Here is a 16,611-nt window from a genome sequence, read left to right as displayed (position 1 = left end):
ACAGCTAGAGTTTTCGACAGCGAATCTGTACAATAAGAGAGAAGTCAAAAAAGGAAGTGAAAAGGATGAAGAAAGTAGATCATATCGGAATCGCTGTGCGGGATTTGAATGCTGTCCTTCCTTATTACACGGAAACACTTGGGCTCCCGCTAATGAAAATTGAAGAAGTGGAAACGCAGAAAGTGCGTGTCGCGTTTATCGATGCCGGCAACGTCAAGCTGGAGCTGCTGGAACCAATGGATGATGAAAGCGCCATCTTTAAATTTCTGGAGAAAAAAGGCGAAGGCATCCACCACATTGCGTTTGGCGTTGAAAACATCGAACAGCGCATGGAAGAGCTGCGCGACAACGGCGTTCGCCTGCTGAGCGACAAGCCGAATCAAGGTGCCGGAGGAGCTATGGTGGCATTTTTGCATCCGAAATCATCGAACGGGGTATTATACGAACTTTGTGAAAAAGAGTGATTGGGAGTGGGGAAATGGACATTTATGAAAGAATCAATGAATTGTACGACCGCAAGCGTGAAATCGAGCTGGGCGGCGGCGAAGAGCGTATTGCCAAACAACATGAAAAAGGTAAGCTGACAGCACGCGAGCGCATTGACTTATTGCTTGATGAAGATTCTTTTGTCGAGTTGAGCCCTTTTGTAGAACATCGCACGACGGATTTCGGCATGGCCAAAGGACCTGGAGAAGGCGTTGTGACCGGATACGGCAAAGTAAATGGCAGACCCATTTACTTGTTTTCGCAGGATTTTACCGTTTTCGGTGGAGCTCTAGGTGAAATGCACGCAAAAAAAATTGCCAATGTCATGGACTTGGCGGCGCGCAACGGTGCGCCGTTTATCGGTTTGAACGATTCCGGCGGTGCGCGTATCCAGGAAGGCGTCCTGTCACTTGACGGCTATGGCCAAATTTTCTACCGCAATTCCATTTATTCAGGTGTCATACCGCAAATTTCTGTCATTATGGGACCTTCTGCAGGCGGAGCCGTTTATTCGCCCGCTATTACGGATTTTGTTTTCATGGTGGATAAAACGAGTCAAATGTTCATTACAGGTCCGAAAGTCATCGAAACCGTCACAGGTGAAAAAATTTCCTCTGAGGATCTTGGGGGATCGAGAGTACATACAGCAATCAGTGGGAACGCCCACTTCCGCGGCGAATCAGAACAAAAAGTACTGGAGATGGTCCGTCAACTAATTAGCTATTTGCCGCAAAACAATACAGAAATGCCGCCGCGCCTTGATGGCGGCGAAGATGACGATTACCGTCCGGATCTGGCTGATGTCGTACCATACGAAGCGATTCGTCCATACGATGTGCGAAAAGTGGTCGAGCAAGTGGTGGACAGGGACAGCTTTATGGAAGTGCAGCCTGAATTTGCCCGCAATATTGTGGTGGGCCTTGCACGCATTAAAGGTGAAACAGTCGGACTTGTCTGCAACCAGCCAAAAGTTATGGCAGGCGGGCTTGACATTGATTCTTCCGATAAGGCAGCACGCTTTATCCGGTTCTGCGATTCGTTCAACATTCCGCTGATTACGTTCGAAGACGTTACCGGCTTTTTCCCGGGCATCAAGCAGGAACATGGCGGCATCATCCGCCACGGCGCGAAAATTCTGTATGCCTATTCGGAAGCGACCGTCCCTAAAATGACGGTTATTCTTCGAAAAGCTTATGGGGGTGCATATGTAGCGCTGAATTCCAAATCGATCGGTGCCGACTTGGTGTATTCATGGCCAAATGCGGAAATCGCGGTGATGGGACCCAATGGCGCTGCCAATATCATTTTTGCCCGTGAAATCTCAGCAAGCGATAATCCGGAAGAAACCCGTGCAGCAAAAATCGAGGAATACCGTGTGAAATTCGCGAACCCCTATGTTGCAGCAGCACGGGGCATGGTTGATGACGTCATCGATCCGCGTGAAACCCGCATCAAACTGATTCAGGCATTAGAAATGATGCGCAATAAAAAAGATACACGTCCAGCCAAAAAACACGGCAATATGCCGCTGTAAGTATAGAAGAGGTGCTTTAGATGAATAACGAAAGACTGATGAACGAATTTTTGGAACTGCTTCAAATAGATTCCGAAACCAAACACGAAGGCGAAATCGCAGCTGTGCTGCAAACCAAATTGGAAGCGATGGGCTTTCATGTAGCGATTGACGAATCCGCGGCAGTTACCGGCCACGGTGCAGGCAATATCATCGCTACGCTGCGCGGTACATTGAGCGAAGTTCCGGCTATTTATTTTACGGTTCATATGGACACGGTTACGCCGGGTGTTGGCGTCAAACCTGAAATCCGTGATGGCTATGTCTACTCGGACGGTACGACCATACTGGGAGCAGACGACAAAGCCGGCATAGCGGCTTTGTTTGAAATGATCCGCGTGCTTCAGGAACAGCAAATTGAACACGGTGATATTCAATTAGTAATTACGGCTGGAGAAGAAAGCGGTTTGGTTGGTGCAAAGGAACTGGACTCGTCTTTGTTGATTGCTAAATACGGCTATGCGGTCGACAGCGACGGCAAAGTGGGCGGCATTGTCACAGCAGCCCCGAATCAGGCGAAATTGTGGACGACCATTCACGGGAAAACGGCACATGCAGGTGTGGCACCGGAGAAAGGCGTCTCGGCTATCACCATTGCCGCTAAAGCAATCGCTAAAATGACGCTTGGACGCATTGATTCTGAAACTACGGCCAATATCGGCCGTTTTGAAGGCGGCAGAGCCACTAATATCGTCTGCGACGAAGTCAATATTCTATCGGAAGCGCGTTCGATCAGTGAAGACAAACTGGCAAGTCAAACCACCCATATGGAATCAGTATTCGAACAGATGGCTGAAAAAATGGGTGGACGTGCAGAAACGGAAGTCAAGCTCATGTATCCAGGATTTCATTTTGACGATATGGATCCAGTTGTGGAAATTGCCCAAAAAGCAGCCGCTAAAATTGGCCGCCCGTCACCGATCCTGACAAGCGGCGGCGGCAGCGATGCCAATATCTTTAACGGCTTTGGCATACCAACTGTCAATCTATGTGTCGGTTATGAAGAAATCCACACGAAAAATGAGCGCATGCCGATCGAGGAACTTGAAAAACTGACCGAATTGCTCGTAGAAATCGTCAAAGAATCAGCCCTGAACTAAATAATTGAAGTTGCAGGAAAGAGGGAACAGGATGTATGTTCCCTCTTTTTTTGATACACTGAAAGAAAACGGAAAGAAGAGCGATTTTCATGGCCAGTCGAATCATCTTCCACATTGATATGAATAGTTTTTATGCGTCTGTCGAACAATCGCATAACCCGGAGTTGAAGGGTAAAGCGATTGCAATTGCCGGCAATCCAAAAGAACGGAGAGGCATAATTGTCACTTGTTCTTATGAAGCCCGGGCACATGGCATCTACACCACCATGCAGGTGCATGAAGCCAAGCGGAAATATCCGGATCTTCTGCTCCTGCCCCCGAACTTTGAGCGCTACCGGGCCGCATCCAAAGCGATATTTGAAATTTTGCGTTCCTATACAGAAATGGTGGAACCGGTATCGATTGATGAAGGGTATGTGGATGTCACTGAATTGGCCGAGCAGCGGCATGCGTTGGAAATCGCGGACGAAATTCAGCAGCGCCTGCTTGCTGAATTGGATCTGCCCTGTTCGATCGGCATTGCTCCAAACAAGTTTCTGGCTAAAACGGCTTCAGACATGAAAAAACCCCTTGGCATAACGGTTTTGCGAAAACGCGACATTAAGGCTATGCTGTGGCCAAAGCCGGTGATTGAGATGCATGGCATCGGTGAAAGTACGGCAGCACGGCTGAAAAGCTTGAAAATTGAAACCATCGGGGAATTGGCCGCAGCGAATGAAGGATTGGTCAAAGAAAAGATGGGGAAAAACGGCATGCGCCTGCAAGCTCGCGCTAATGGAGTCGATGACCGGCCAGTAGATCCCGATTCAATTTATGACACAAAAAGCGTCGGCACTTCCACCACTTTGCCAGTGGATGAAACGGATGAACAAAATCTGAAAGCGTTGTTTCGCCAGCTCAGTGAAAAAGTGGCCAATCGCCTGGAGGCAAAAGAACTGGCAGGTCCAACTGTCAGCATCCAGACGCGCAGTTCGGATTGGAAAAACAGAACCCGCAGCGTCACTCTGAATAATACTGTCTGGAAAGCAGATGACATTCACCGGAACGCCTGGCAGCTGTTCACCAAGCATTGGAACGGAGAGCCTCTAAGGCTGATCGGTGTCACGGTGTCGAATGTTGCCGATAAAGGCGATATGACAGAACAGTTGTCGATTTTTAATTTTCAGGAGCACGCACGCGAAGAACCGATTCTTAATTTGATGTCCCAACTGGAAAGCCGATTTGGCAAAAGTGTCTTGACGCGTGGCACAAAGATCAAAAAAGCAAACTATGATTCAAAAACAAGTTTCAGCAAAGATTTTCTGGACGATCACGAAAGAAAGTAGGGAAAGCATGCAATTATTATTTCTGGGCACCGGTGCCGGAATGCCATCTAAACAACGCAATACTTCTGCGCTGGTGCTGAAATTGCTTGAAGAGCGGGGAACGGTTTGGCTGTTCGACTGCGGAGAAGCAACTCAGCACCAGATTCTTCATACGACCGTAAAGCCGCGGAAAATCGAAAAGATTTTCATCACACACCTGCATGGCGATCATATATTTGGCTTGCCCGGTTTGCTCGGCTCCCGTTCATTCCAGGGCGGCGACGAGGCGTTGGACATATACGGGCCGGCTGGAATCAAAGAATTTATCGAAATGACTTTAACGCTAAGCCGAACCCATTTGACGTATCCAATTGTCTTCCATGAGTTGGCAGAGGGGTTGCTGTTTGAAGATGAGCTGATGACAGTGGAAACCCGGTTACTTAACCATGTCATCCCATCATACGGCTTCCGCATCACCCAAAAGCCGTTGCCGCCGAAACTGCTGGTCAACAAGGCGCTGGCGCTTGGCGTCCCAAAAGGTCCGATGCTGGCAAGATTGAAGAACGGGGAAGATGTGGAAATCGCGGATGGGCAGCGGGTTCGGAGCGGGGATGTGACAGAGCCGGAAGAGCCTGGATTTATCGTCACTATTCTGGGAGATACCCGTTTTTGCGAAGCGGCCGTAGCACTGGGCCGAAATGCAGACGTTTTGGTTCATGAAGCGACGTTTGATGGAAACTCAAAAAAAATGGCAGGTGAATATGGCCATTCAACCGTTTACGATGCGGCGGAAACAGCCCGTTTAGCCGGTGCTGATACCTTGATCATGAACCACATCAGCGCCCGTTTTTTGCCGGAAGACGACAAACTGCTGCTCAAGCAAATGAAGGAGATTCACCCGCGGGGATTTGTCGCCCACGACTTCGCCGAATTCGACTGGGTGCAGCAGGATAAAAAAATTAGGAAAAAACAGGTAAGCCGTCCTTAAAAGATGGCTTTTTTTAGTAAATGCTAAAATTATTTATGGAAATAATAGAACATACGTTCTTTTTGTGATAAAATAAAGTTACAGCTGTATGAGGGCGGTTTGGCCATTCCCCAGGAAAGGGGGTGGTAACATGACCATCACAGAATCATTCGGTCTCGTTTTTACGAGCATCGGGTTGACGATCAGCGCTTTGACACTCGTCGTTTCCATGATTTTGGTCATAAACAAAAAAAAATAACCGTCCCATGTGGCGTGGAATGACGGTTATTTTTAAGCCTGTATTCCAGCCAACCGCTCTCGTGGCGGCATACAGCTGGCCGAATGCTTACGCATTCGGTTTTTTACGTTACCTTTAGTATACTAAATCTGAATTATTTTGCAACCGCCTTATACCCACCCGCGCTCATACGGCACTGGAGCCGTGATATCGGCATTTAGCTCTTTGGCAGCGGTGTAAGCCCAGTATGGATCACGAAGCAATTCACGGGCAAGGAAGACCATATCCGCACGGCCATTTTGAAGTATTTCCTCTGCCTGCAAGGGACTGGTAATCAAACCGACCGCTCCTGTCGCTATCGGGGTGTGCGTTTTAATCGTTTCCGCAAAAGGCACCTGATAGCCTGGGTAGACAGAAATTTTTGCGGGAACGACAGCACCGGAGCTGACATCAATCAAATCGACGCCCTGCTGCTTCATCCATTGGCACATTTCTACATAGTGTTCCGGTGTCATGCCGCCTTCGCTGTGATCATGTGCTGAGATTCGGACAAACAGCGGTCCGTCCCATACTTCATTGACTGCATCAATGACTTGGCCCAAAAGGCGATAACGGTTCCCTGGACTGCCGCCATATTCGTCGGTGCGCTTGTTTGTCAAAGGAGACAGGAACTGGTTGATCAAATAACCGTGTGCCGCATGAAGCTCAATTACATCAAAGCCGGCTTTTTTTGCGCGGATGGCACCGTTTTTAAATGCCGTAATTGTTTCTTTTATATCTTCCAAAGACATTTCCTTGGGTGTTTTGTAATTTTCATCGAAAGCGATAGCACTTGCCGAGTGGATCTCGCCTTCAATCGTCGCTTTTCTTCCTGCATGAGCCAATTGAATCCCGGTTTTTGCACCGCTTTGCTGCATCAATCGGACAATTTCTGCCTGGCCGCCAACATGGCTGTCGTCCCAGATGCCAAGATCTCGGGATGAAATACGCCCTTCAGGCTGGACCGCAGTTGCTTCAGTGATGATGAGGCCGACGCCTCCCACAGCACGGGTCGGGTAATGGATACGATGCCAATCGGTTACTTGGCCGTCTTCCCGGTCACTTTGGTACATGCACATCGGCGCCATGACAATGCGGTTTTTAAAAATGGTTTGTTTTATCTCATAAGGTTCAAATAACTTCGCCATCAAACATCCTCCTCACAGGTATACAACTCTAAAGTATACAGAAGAATTTATTTAAATTCTTTTCCGAGCTCTTTTGACCGTTCAGAAGCCTGTGTCACACATTCGCCAACGGTTTCTTTAAAGTGATTTTCTTCGAGAGAGCGCAATCCTGCTGCCGTTGTACCATTCGGGCTGGTCACTTTTTTGCGCAGCTCGGCAAAGTCCTCCTGCTGCAGCATTTCGGCTGCACCCGCAAAAGTTTGGCGCACCAGCTTTTTTGCATCGGCGCTGGACAGGCCATTGGCTACGGCGGCCTCAGTCATCGCCTCTGCAAAATAGTAGATATAAGCGGGACCGCTGCCGGCAACGCCTGTCACAGCATGCAATTGTTCTTCTTCTACAACGGTTACGCTGCCAATCGAAGACAGCAGGTTCCGCAGTTCATGCTGCTGTTCTTTCGACACATGCTTGCTCCACGCCACGCCTGTTGCAGACTTGCCGATTTTGGCCGATGTATTCGGCATCGCACGAGCCACCGGAAAATTCCCGACATGTTTTTGGATGGTTTCGATTGAAACGCCGGCTGCGACCGATAAGATGACCGTATTGCCAGACAGTTTGTCTTTAATGCCGCTCAGTGCTGCTTCTACGTCTTTGGGTTTCATCGCGAGCAAAACAAAATGAGCATCTTTCAACTCAGTTTTTTCGGCGCAGACAATATTAACCCCATATTCATCGCTCAAAAACTCCAAGCGGTCTTGATCTGATCGGTTCATCACCGATATTTCTTCCGGTTTCATAATTCGTTTATTGATCCAGCCGTGGATCATGGACTCGGCCATCGATCCGGCTCCTACGCATACTATTTTCATGTTATTCACTCTCTTTCCTCAAATTAAAAAGCGCATTCATCCCTGTTTATACAAGGACGAAAACGCTTTGTTTCCGCGGTACCACCTAAGTTTGCCATAAAGACACCACTCGATATCCATAACGCGGACTAACGGCCGTGTTTTCACGGCAGCTCAAAAGAAGGTTCCACAAAGGAGAGGGGGTGCGCATCTCAGCTTCAGCGGCACTCTCTTAGCACCATCACTCCGTGTACTGGCCTTTTATCTTCGCTCACATATGTTACTGAATTATAGAGGATAGACCGGCTTCTTGTCAAACTGCGTAAAGGAGTGACGGCATCCGAATTTCCATGTATGATAGATGAATAGTGATTCATTTAAAGGAGATGGCATTTTGACTTTACATAAGATTATTATTCCCACACCGTTTGCAGTTGGAGACGTAAACTCCTATTTGCTGAAAGGCGATTTGTTGACTTTGATTGATGCCGGGCCGAAAACCCCGGAAGCTTGGCTGGCCATCAAAGCCGGACTCAAGGAATTTGGCGCAGAACCCGGCGACATTGAACAAATTGTGCTGACCCATCATCACCCCGATCACGCTGGCTGGGTGGATGGTTTTGAAAATGCAAAATTATATGGGCACCCTTATAATGATCTGTGGCTTCGCCGCGATCAAGGTTTTTTTGAGTATCATGATGCATTCTACATGGAGCGGTTGAAAGAAGAAGGAGTGCCTGGCGACCTTGAATTTTGGGTGAAAAAAATGAAACGGCCATTAAACTTGATGGGCAGCAGGCCATTGGATATGGCGATCAATGAAGGAGATACCTTGCCGGGCCACCCGGAATGGCAAGTTCTCGAAACGCTTGGACATGCACAGAGCCATTTATCGTTCTGGAACAGGGAGACGCGTGAAATGATTGGCGGCGATCACGTCATCGCTAAAGTATCGTCTAATCCATTGATCGAACCGCCGCTCGACCCTGCGCAGGGACGTCCAAAGTCACTCCTCCAGTACAACGCTTCTCTTAGCCGGCTGCTGAAAATGCCGATCGATGTAATTTACAGCGGTCATGGCGAAGAAGTACGGAATGTAAATGAACTGATTACCAACCGTTTGGCAAAGCAGCATCAGCGGGCTATGAAAGCCCTCGGCATGATTGGCGAAGGACAGCACACAGTCTATGAACTGACAAAAGAATTGTTTGCTCATGCTTATGAAAAGGAATTGGGATTGACTTTATCCGAGACGATTGGACAGATTGATTACCTTCTGGAAGAAGGCTTGATTTCCGAACGTTTAGGGGATGATGGCATCTTCTACTATAATAAGGTATAAAGTCCATGCTGATAATTGCAACTACTCTGTACAACAGGTAAAATTAGGCTGTCAGTTTTAATACATCACGAATTCACAGGAAAAGGATTGAGTAGCTTTGAAAAAATGGAGTTTATTTTTAGCAAGCGTCTTGTTGCTTGCCGCCTGTTCAAACGAAGAAGCCGAACCGGCTGAAACTGAAGAAGCGGATGAAACAGAAATGGCCGTAGAACAGCAAGGCATGACTGAAGAAGGATTTATTACGCAAGTGAGCGGAGAAGATATTTTGGTCAACAGCATTTATTTCAGCATTCCTGAAGATGTCAATGTCCAGTTCAGCGATGGCGCTGAAACGACCGAAGGGGAAATTCGCGATATCCGTACAGGCATGAAAGTCAGCATGGATTATCAGGGGCCGCTCGCTGAATCTTTTCCGATGCAAGGGGAAGCAGAAACCATCACCATCCTAACCGATGAAGAATCCGTCAAACAATCGGATGCGCTTGAAGCTTTCATCAATCAAGAGCAATTGCCGAGATTGATCATGATGGGCCAGCCAATTGTGCGCGATAACGAAATCGGTTTTCTTTTCAGCAATATGGAAACCGGGGATGTCTCGGAAGTGCGGATTGATCTAGATACTCATGAATATACAATTGGGGGAGAACCAAGCGAATAAAAAAGAAAAAGCGGCCATTGCCGCTTTTTTTCATGAAAAAATATAGTTGTATCTCTTGCACTCGGTAAATATCCATGATATAGTTTGTATATTCATTTCAAACATTGCATAAAAATACATTGGAGGTTTTCATATTGAATAAAAAGATTGTACTCGCATACTCAGGTGGATTAGATACATCGGTGGCCATTCCGTGGCTGAAAGGACAAGGCTACGACGTCGTCGCTGTTTGCCTGGATATCGGGGAAGGCAAAGATTTGGACTTTATCAAACAAAAAGCGCTTCAAGTTGGAGCGGTTGAAAGTTATATGATTGATGCGAGAGACGAATTTGCGGATGAATATGCATTAATCTCATTGCAGGCACATACGCTTTACGAAGGCAAGTATCCATTGGTATCAGCCTTGTCGCGTCCATTGATTTCGAAGAAATTGGTCGAGATCGCTGAAGCGACTGGATCAACTGCTGTAGCACATGGCTGCACAGGAAAAGGCAATGATCAGGTGCGTTTTGAAGTTTCCATCAAATCATTGAACCCGAATCTTGAAGTGGTAGCGCCTGTACGTGCTTGGGCTTGGTCACGTGACGAAGAAATCGCTTATGCCAAAGAGCATAACATTCCGATTCCTGTCAATTTGGACAGCCCGTTCTCAATCGACCAAAACCTATGGGGCCGTGCAAACGAATGTGGCGTCCTGGAAGATCCATGGGCTACGCCGCCGGAAGAAGCTTATGACATCACCTCTTCATTGGAAAACACACCGGATACGCCGGATATTGTCGAAATTGAATTCGTCAATGGTGTTCCAACTCAATTGAATGGCGTTTCGTACTCGTTCTCTAAATTAATCCTTGAATTGAATGAAATTGCCGGTAAACACGGTGTGGGAAGAATTGACCATATTGAAAACAGATTGGTCGGCATCAAATCCCGTGAAATCTATGAAGCACCTGCCGCAATGACTTTAATTGCAGCACACAAAGAACTGGAAGACATCACGTTGGTAAAAGAAATGGCCCATTTCAAACCGGTCATCGAAAAGAAATTAACCGAATTGATCTATGAAGGTCTTTGGTTCTCTCCACTGCGTATTGCATTGGAAGCCTTCCTGAAAGAAACTCAAGCTTTTGTCAACGGAACGGTACGTGTAAAATTGTTTAAAGGACATGCGATCATCGAAGGCCGTAAGTCACCAAACTCCCTATACAGCGAGCAATTGGCAACTTATTCTACAGATGATACATTCAACCATGAATCTGCAGTCGGCTTTATCGAATTATGGGGCCTTCCGACAGTCGTCAATGCAATGGTCAACAAGAAAGAAGTTGCGGTTCCAGAAGAATTGAAAGAGAAGGTGAAATCATGACCAAACTGTGGGGCGGCCGTTTTCAAAAATCGGCCGAACAGTGGGTCGATGAGTTCGGTGCTTCAATTTCCTACGATCAAAAATTGGTAATGGAGGATCTGGAAGGCAGCACAGCGCATGTAAAAATGCTGGCGGCCTGCCAGATTCTTTCTGAAGAAGATGGAGCGCTGATCTTATCCGGTCTTGAAACGCTGAAACAAAAAGCGTTAGACGGCGATTTGGAATACAGCGTATCGAACGAAGACATCCACTTAAATTTGGAAAAACATTTAATCGATGAAATTGGGCCGATCGGCGGCAAGCTGCACACAGCCAGAAGCCGCAATGATCAGGTAGCGACAGATATGCATTTGTATTTGAAAAATCGTGTCCAGGAGATTATTGAAGCCATTACAGCTTTCCAGGATGCCATCGTAACGCAGGCAGAAACGCATGTGGAAACGATTGTACCGGGTTATACCCACCTTCAGCGTGCCCAGCCGATTTCATTTGGCCATCACTTGATGACGTATTTCTGGATGCTCCAGCGCGACAAGGAGCGGTTGACGGAATCGCTGAAACGCATTGATATTTCCCCGCTTGGAGCGGGGGCGATGTCAGGCACGACGTTCCCGATTGACCGTGAAATGTCAGCTGAGCTATTGGGCTTTTCATCTGTTTACCAAAACAGTCTGGATGCTGTCAGCGACCGTGACTTCATTCTGGAATTTCTAAGCAATTCCTCCATGCTGATGATGCACCTGTCGCGTTTTGCTGAAGAAATCATCCTTTGGTCAAGCGAAGAGTTCCGCTTTATCGAGCTCGATGATACCTTCTCGACAGGATCAAGCATCATGCCGCAAAAGAAAAATCCCGATATGGCAGAACTTATCCGCGGCAAGACCGGGCGCGTCTATGGCAATTTGTTCGGCTTGCTGACGACTTTGAAAGGCCTGCCGCTTGCTTACAATAAAGATATGCAGGAAGACAAGGAAGGAATGTTTGATACGGTCCACACCTTGATGGGATCATTGCCGATCTTCGAAGGCATGATCCGCACTATGACGGTACGCACGGATTCCATGGAAAAAGCGGTGCATTCCGATTTCTCCAATGCGACGGAATTGGCGGATTACTTGGCTGCCAAAGGCATGCCGTTCCGCGAAGCGCACGATGTGACCGGGAAACTGGTTTTCACATGCATCCAGCGCGGGTATTTCCTAAAAGATTTGCCGCTCGCTGATCTTCAGGAAGCGAGTCCACTGATCGATGAAGACATTTACAATACATTGATGCCGAAAACTGCAGTAGAGAGAAGAAACTCACTGGGCGGCACAGGTTTTGAACAAGTACATCATCAATTGGGACTTGCCAAGCAACTCATCGGGTAAAAAGTCCATGCTATAAAGCCGCCGCGGTTGGTACCCGCTGCCGGTCAATAAAAGCCAATTTTCCTCATCCCCTATGGAAAATTGGCTTTTATTTTTTTGTCTTTTTTCAGAATGAAAGTGCATTAGCAGTTCTCTTTTTTACAATTGCCTCTCCTTTCATCCGAAAGACTGATTTATTTTACAAATCGAAATATTCTCTTTCCAATAGTTGGCAGGTTTTGCTAAAATAAAGAGAAACTTTGTTCGGTAGGCTTTTCATATTTAATAGCTTTTTAACTGCGCTGCGTCTAGGCGCTTGTTATGCCTAACCGTCCAAAGCGGCTGGAAAAAGTAAAGCTGCTCCGCATCGCCACAGAGCACAAAGACAGAACAATAAAAACTTAAAACAGCAAGGAGCAAAGGCAATGCGTGTATTTTGGGAGTTGGGCTGGTTTTTTAAGGAACGGAAAGAGCAATACTTATTGGGGATTTTCCTGCTGCTGATTGTCGCATTTCTCGGTGTGTTGCCTCCGAGGATTATTGGGTTTGTGGTCGACCGCATCAGCCAGGACACCTTGACGCCGGAATATCTGCTCCAGTGGCTTGGAATTTTGGCAGCGGCAGCTTTGGCAATGTATGTGCTCAGGTATGCATGGCGGCTGCTGATTTTTGGATCGTCTATCCTGTTGGCGCGAAATCTGCGTGAGCGGCTGTTTCAGCACTTCACACAAATGTCTCCCGCTTTTTACCAGAAGCGGCGTGTCGGTGATTTGATGGCCCATGCCACCAATGATTTGCAGGCGGTTCAACAAACAGCAGGGGCGGGTGTCCTGACGCTTGTGGATTCGATAGCGACAGGAGGCTTTGTCATTGCGGCGATGGCGATCACCATCGATTGGAAGTTGACTTTGATTGTGCTTTTGCCGATGCCGCTGATGGCATACATGACCAATTATTACGGAAAACTGATGCACCAGCGCTTTCACGGGGCACAGGAAGCATTTTCAGGATTGAACGACAAAACGCAGGAAAGCATTTCCGGAATGAAAGTCATCAAGACTTTTGGCCAGGAGCAGCAGGATATTGAGGATTTCACCAAAATGTCAGAACGGGTGGTGGCTGAAAACATCCGGGTAGCGCGCGTCGACTCCCTGTTTGATCCAACGATTTCTGCAATCATCGGCGTCTGCTATTTTCTGACCATCAGCTTCGGGTCTTATTTCGTTGTGAATGGGGACATGACTATCGGTGATTTGGTTGCTTTTACTGCCTATCTTGGCCTGTTGGTTTGGCCGATGCTGGCGTTCGGCTGGCTGTTCAATATCGTGGAACGCGGACGTGCTTCGTATGACCGCATCCGCTTGCTGCTGGCAGAACCGATCGATATTGATGACCGTAAAGATGCCATTGACGAGGATCCGACAGGTGATTTGACCGTATCGCTCGATCGTTTCCAATTTACCGGAGATCAACGAACGGCATTGAAAAATGTCCATTTTACTGTGAAGCGCGGCGAAACGCTGGGGATAGCCGGCAAGACAGGTTCCGGAAAATCCGTCATCCTTCGTTTGCTGCTGCGTGAATTTGATAATTACGAAGGTTCGATCTTGTTTGGCGGCAACTCAATCGACAGCTTTAAAAAGCAGCGGTTGAGGCAGGCAATCGGCTATGTTCCCCAAGACCATTTCTTGTTTTCTACCAGCATAGCGGGAAATATTGCCTTTGCACGTCCAGATGCCAGCTTGCAGAGTGTTCAGGAAGCGGCTGCACTTGCCCATATCCATGAAGACATCCTGAACTTTACAGACGGTTATGCCACGATGGTCGGAGAACGCGGTGTATCGTTGTCAGGTGGGCAAAAGCAGCGTATTTCCATTGCGCGGGCACTCATGACAAAGCCTGAATTGCTGATTTTGGATGATTCCTTATCTGCTGTAGATGCCAAAACAGAAGAAGCCATTTTAAAAGCATTGAAAAAAACCCGCACGGGAAAAACCACCATCATTACCTCTCACCGGTTGAGCGCTATTCAGCATGCCCATCAAATCCTGGTAATGGACGGTGGCACTGTTGCCGAAATCGGTTCACATGAAGAGTTGATGAGGAAAAAAGGGCGCTATTATGAAATGTACGAGCTTCAGCAATTGGAAGCGCTCGTCGAACAGGGAGGTGAGGCATAGTGCTGGCCAAAGAAACGGTAAAACAAAAGGAATTGACTGGAAAGGACCAGTGGATCGTCTTCAAGCGTTTGCTGAAATATTTGGCACCGCATAAAAAGATGCTGGCACTGGCGATGGGCCTGCTGATTTTGACTGTGCTGGGCGATGTACTCGGACCTTTGCTCATCAAAATTTTTATCGATGACTATTTGACGCCCGGAAGTTTTCCAACCGGTCCAATCGTAGGATTGGCAATTGCTTACCTGTTTATCCAAACGTCCAATGTCATCATCAGCTATTTTCAGCTGCTGAAGTTTCAGGAAGCGGCATTGAAAATCATCCAGCAGCTGAGGATTGACGTTTTCACGAAAGTGCAGGGGCTGGGCATGCGCTATTTTGACCAAACTCCTGCCGGCGGCATCGTGTCGCGCGTCACCAACGATACCGAAGCCATCAAGGAAATGTTTGTGACTGTTCTAATCGGCTTTATCCAAAGTGCGTTCTTGATTGTCGGCGTCTACATCGCTATGTTTTTCCTCAACGTCCGCTTGGCGCTCATCACATTAATGCTGCTGCCGATTCTCGGCTGGATCATTTATTTGTACCGTAAATACAGCTCGGTGTTCTACCAGGATCTGCGGGAACGTCTGGGGCAATTAAATGCCAAGCTGTCCGAATCGGTACAGGGCATGGGCATGATCCAGGCTTTTGGCCAGGAAACGCGCCTCAAGGACGAATTTAATAGGATCAACGACAAGCACTGGCAGGCGGGCAAACGCAATATCAAAATCGATGGCCTGCTGCTGCGTCCGGCTATTGATCTTGTATATGCTCTTGCCTTGATCATGCTGTTGAGCTATTTCGGTGTCACGTCATTTTCGAATACGGTGGAAGTTGGAGTCATCTATGCATTTGTCACCTATATCGACCGCTTTTTCGAACCGATCAATCAAGTGATGCAGCGTTTGTCGATCTTTCAGCAAGCGATTGTGGCTGCGTCCCGTGTTTTTCAGCTGCTGGATGAACAGGAAAAAACACCCCGTCAAATGGGGTATGCGGCAGAAATTACGGAAGGTAAAATTGAATTCCGCAATGTCAGCTTTTCTTATGATGGCCAGGCAGATGTACTGAAAAATATTTCTTTTACAGCTTGGCCAGGGCAGACGGTCGCATTGGTTGGCCATACGGGAAGCGGCAAAAGTTCCATTATCAATTTGTTGATGCGTTTCTATGAATTCAACAAAGGAGAAATTTTGATTGACGGTGTTTCAGTTAAAGACTATGAAGCAGCTGAACTCCGGAGAAAGATGGGGCTCGTGCTGCAGGATCCGTTCCTGTTTTACGGCACAATCGAAAGCAATATTCGACTTTTTGATCAAACCATTAACAAAGAAGCTGTCCAAACAGCAGCCGAATTTGTGCAGGCAAACCATTTCATCGAAACATTGCCGGATGGCTATAGCCATAAAGTGACGGAGCGGGGATCCACTTTTTCAAGCGGGCAGCGTCAACTGGTGGCTTTTGCACGCACAATGGCGACTGATCCGAAGATTCTGGTGCTTGATGAAGCAACGGCCAACATCGATACCGAAACAGAAGTAGCGATACAAACAAGTCTTGAACGCATGCGGCTAGGACGGACAACAATCGCAATTGCACATCGGCTCAGCACTATTCAAGAAGCTGAACTGATTTTGGTTCTGTATCAAGGAGAAATTGTAGAACGGGGGACACATCAGCAATTGCTTCAACAGCGCGGCTTATACCATAAAATGTATTTGCTGCAAAACGGTATAGTCGAGTAAAACGGAAGAGCAGCTTAGGTTGCTCTTTTTTTTATAACACTAATTCATGTTTCGCGGTGCATCAGAGTCATTAAATGCTTGTTATTATTTACTATGTAACAAACTACAAAAGGTTTTACCAATAAGATCAAAAAACGTCAACAACGAAAAAATACACACACTAAATTAAAATTTAGAATCACTGATTGCGCTCTACATGTGTGGAATGAAAACAACGCTAATTTGTGAGCCAATTGTCCACAAAGA

13 protein-coding genes are annotated in these 16,611 nt (G+C 47.3%); 11 read left to right on the top strand and 2 right to left on the bottom strand.

Annotated features, from left to right (window positions below):
* Positions 1-65 precede the first annotated feature (65 nt).
* The 5 genes from mce (at position 66) to rnz (ending at position 5,451) form a co-directional block, all read left to right on the top strand.
* Positions 66-464 carry a methylmalonyl-CoA epimerase gene (mce, locus tag GJB59_RS05870; RefSeq protein WP_142827884.1) on the top strand — a complete coding sequence of 133 codons (399 nt, stop codon included), beginning with the start codon at positions 66-68 and terminating at the stop codon, positions 462-464.
* A 14-nt stretch (positions 465-478) separates the two neighbouring features.
* On the top strand, positions 479-2,020 hold the full coding sequence (locus tag GJB59_RS05865) for an acyl-CoA carboxylase subunit beta (protein WP_142827886.1): 1,542 nt from the start codon (positions 479-481) through the stop codon (positions 2,018-2,020).
* 20 nt (positions 2,021-2,040) lie between these two features.
* Positions 2,041-3,159, top strand: a complete 1,119-nt coding sequence (locus GJB59_RS05860) for a M20/M25/M40 family metallo-hydrolase (RefSeq protein ID WP_142827888.1) — start codon at positions 2,041-2,043, stop codon at positions 3,157-3,159.
* A gap of 89 nt (positions 3,160-3,248) precedes the next feature.
* Entirely contained in the window at positions 3,249-4,484 is a 1,236-nt protein-coding gene (locus tag GJB59_RS05855) for a DNA polymerase IV (protein ID WP_142827889.1), read from the top strand.
* A 7-nt stretch (positions 4,485-4,491) separates the two neighbouring features.
* Positions 4,492-5,451, top strand: coding sequence for a ribonuclease Z (rnz, locus tag GJB59_RS05850; protein WP_142827891.1), 960 nt, complete (start codon positions 4,492-4,494; stop codon positions 5,449-5,451).
* Between the two features lie 387 nt (positions 5,452-5,838).
* Here rnz and namA read toward each other — a convergent pair whose 3' ends face one another.
* Positions 5,839-6,855 (bottom strand): NADPH dehydrogenase NamA, encoded by a 1,017-nt coding sequence (gene namA / locus GJB59_RS05845; protein WP_142827893.1) that lies wholly within the window; start codon positions 6,853-6,855, stop codon positions 5,839-5,841.
* Between the two features lie 47 nt (positions 6,856-6,902).
* Complete coding sequence (gene proC, locus GJB59_RS05840; protein WP_142827894.1) at positions 6,903-7,706, bottom strand: pyrroline-5-carboxylate reductase; 804 nt, start codon at positions 7,704-7,706, stop codon at positions 6,903-6,905.
* 373 nt (positions 7,707-8,079) lie between these two features.
* On the opposite strand from proC, the gene GJB59_RS05835 reads away from it, so the two are divergent.
* From GJB59_RS05835 to GJB59_RS05810, 6 genes are all read left to right on the top strand, one after another.
* Positions 8,080-9,027, top strand: coding sequence for an MBL fold metallo-hydrolase (locus GJB59_RS05835; protein ID WP_142827896.1), 948 nt, complete (start codon positions 8,080-8,082; stop codon positions 9,025-9,027).
* A gap of 97 nt (positions 9,028-9,124) precedes the next feature.
* Complete coding sequence (locus GJB59_RS05830) at positions 9,125-9,685, top strand: DUF3221 domain-containing protein (RefSeq protein ID WP_142827898.1); 561 nt, start codon at positions 9,125-9,127, stop codon at positions 9,683-9,685.
* Positions 9,686-9,816: 131 nt separating this feature from the next.
* Positions 9,817-11,052: an argininosuccinate synthase gene (locus tag GJB59_RS05825; RefSeq protein WP_185960051.1), complete on the top strand. Its 1,236-nt coding sequence runs from the start codon at positions 9,817-9,819 to the stop codon at positions 11,050-11,052.
* On the top strand, positions 11,049-12,422 hold the full coding sequence (argH, locus tag GJB59_RS05820) for an argininosuccinate lyase (protein WP_142827902.1): 1,374 nt from the start codon (positions 11,049-11,051) through the stop codon (positions 12,420-12,422). The genes GJB59_RS05825 and argH overlap by 4 nt, the downstream gene beginning before the upstream one ends.
* 404 nt (positions 12,423-12,826) lie before the next feature.
* The gene (locus GJB59_RS05815; protein WP_142827904.1) at positions 12,827-14,581 is read left to right on the top strand and encodes an ABC transporter transmembrane domain-containing protein; all 1,755 of its coding nucleotides are present in this window, start codon (positions 12,827-12,829) and stop codon (positions 14,579-14,581) included.
* A complete protein-coding gene (locus GJB59_RS05810) occupies positions 14,581-16,365 on the top strand; it encodes an ABC transporter ATP-binding protein (protein WP_142827905.1) in 1,785 nt (594 codons plus the stop codon). The genes GJB59_RS05815 and GJB59_RS05810 overlap by 1 nt, the downstream gene beginning before the upstream one ends.
* Positions 16,366-16,611: the final 246 nt, after the last annotated feature.

The organism is Planococcus soli (assembly GCF_016881065.1).
Taxonomy (GTDB): domain Bacteria; phylum Bacillota; class Bacilli; order Bacillales_A; family Planococcaceae; genus Planococcus; species Planococcus soli.
This window is presented reverse-complemented; position numbering and strand designations above follow the sequence as displayed.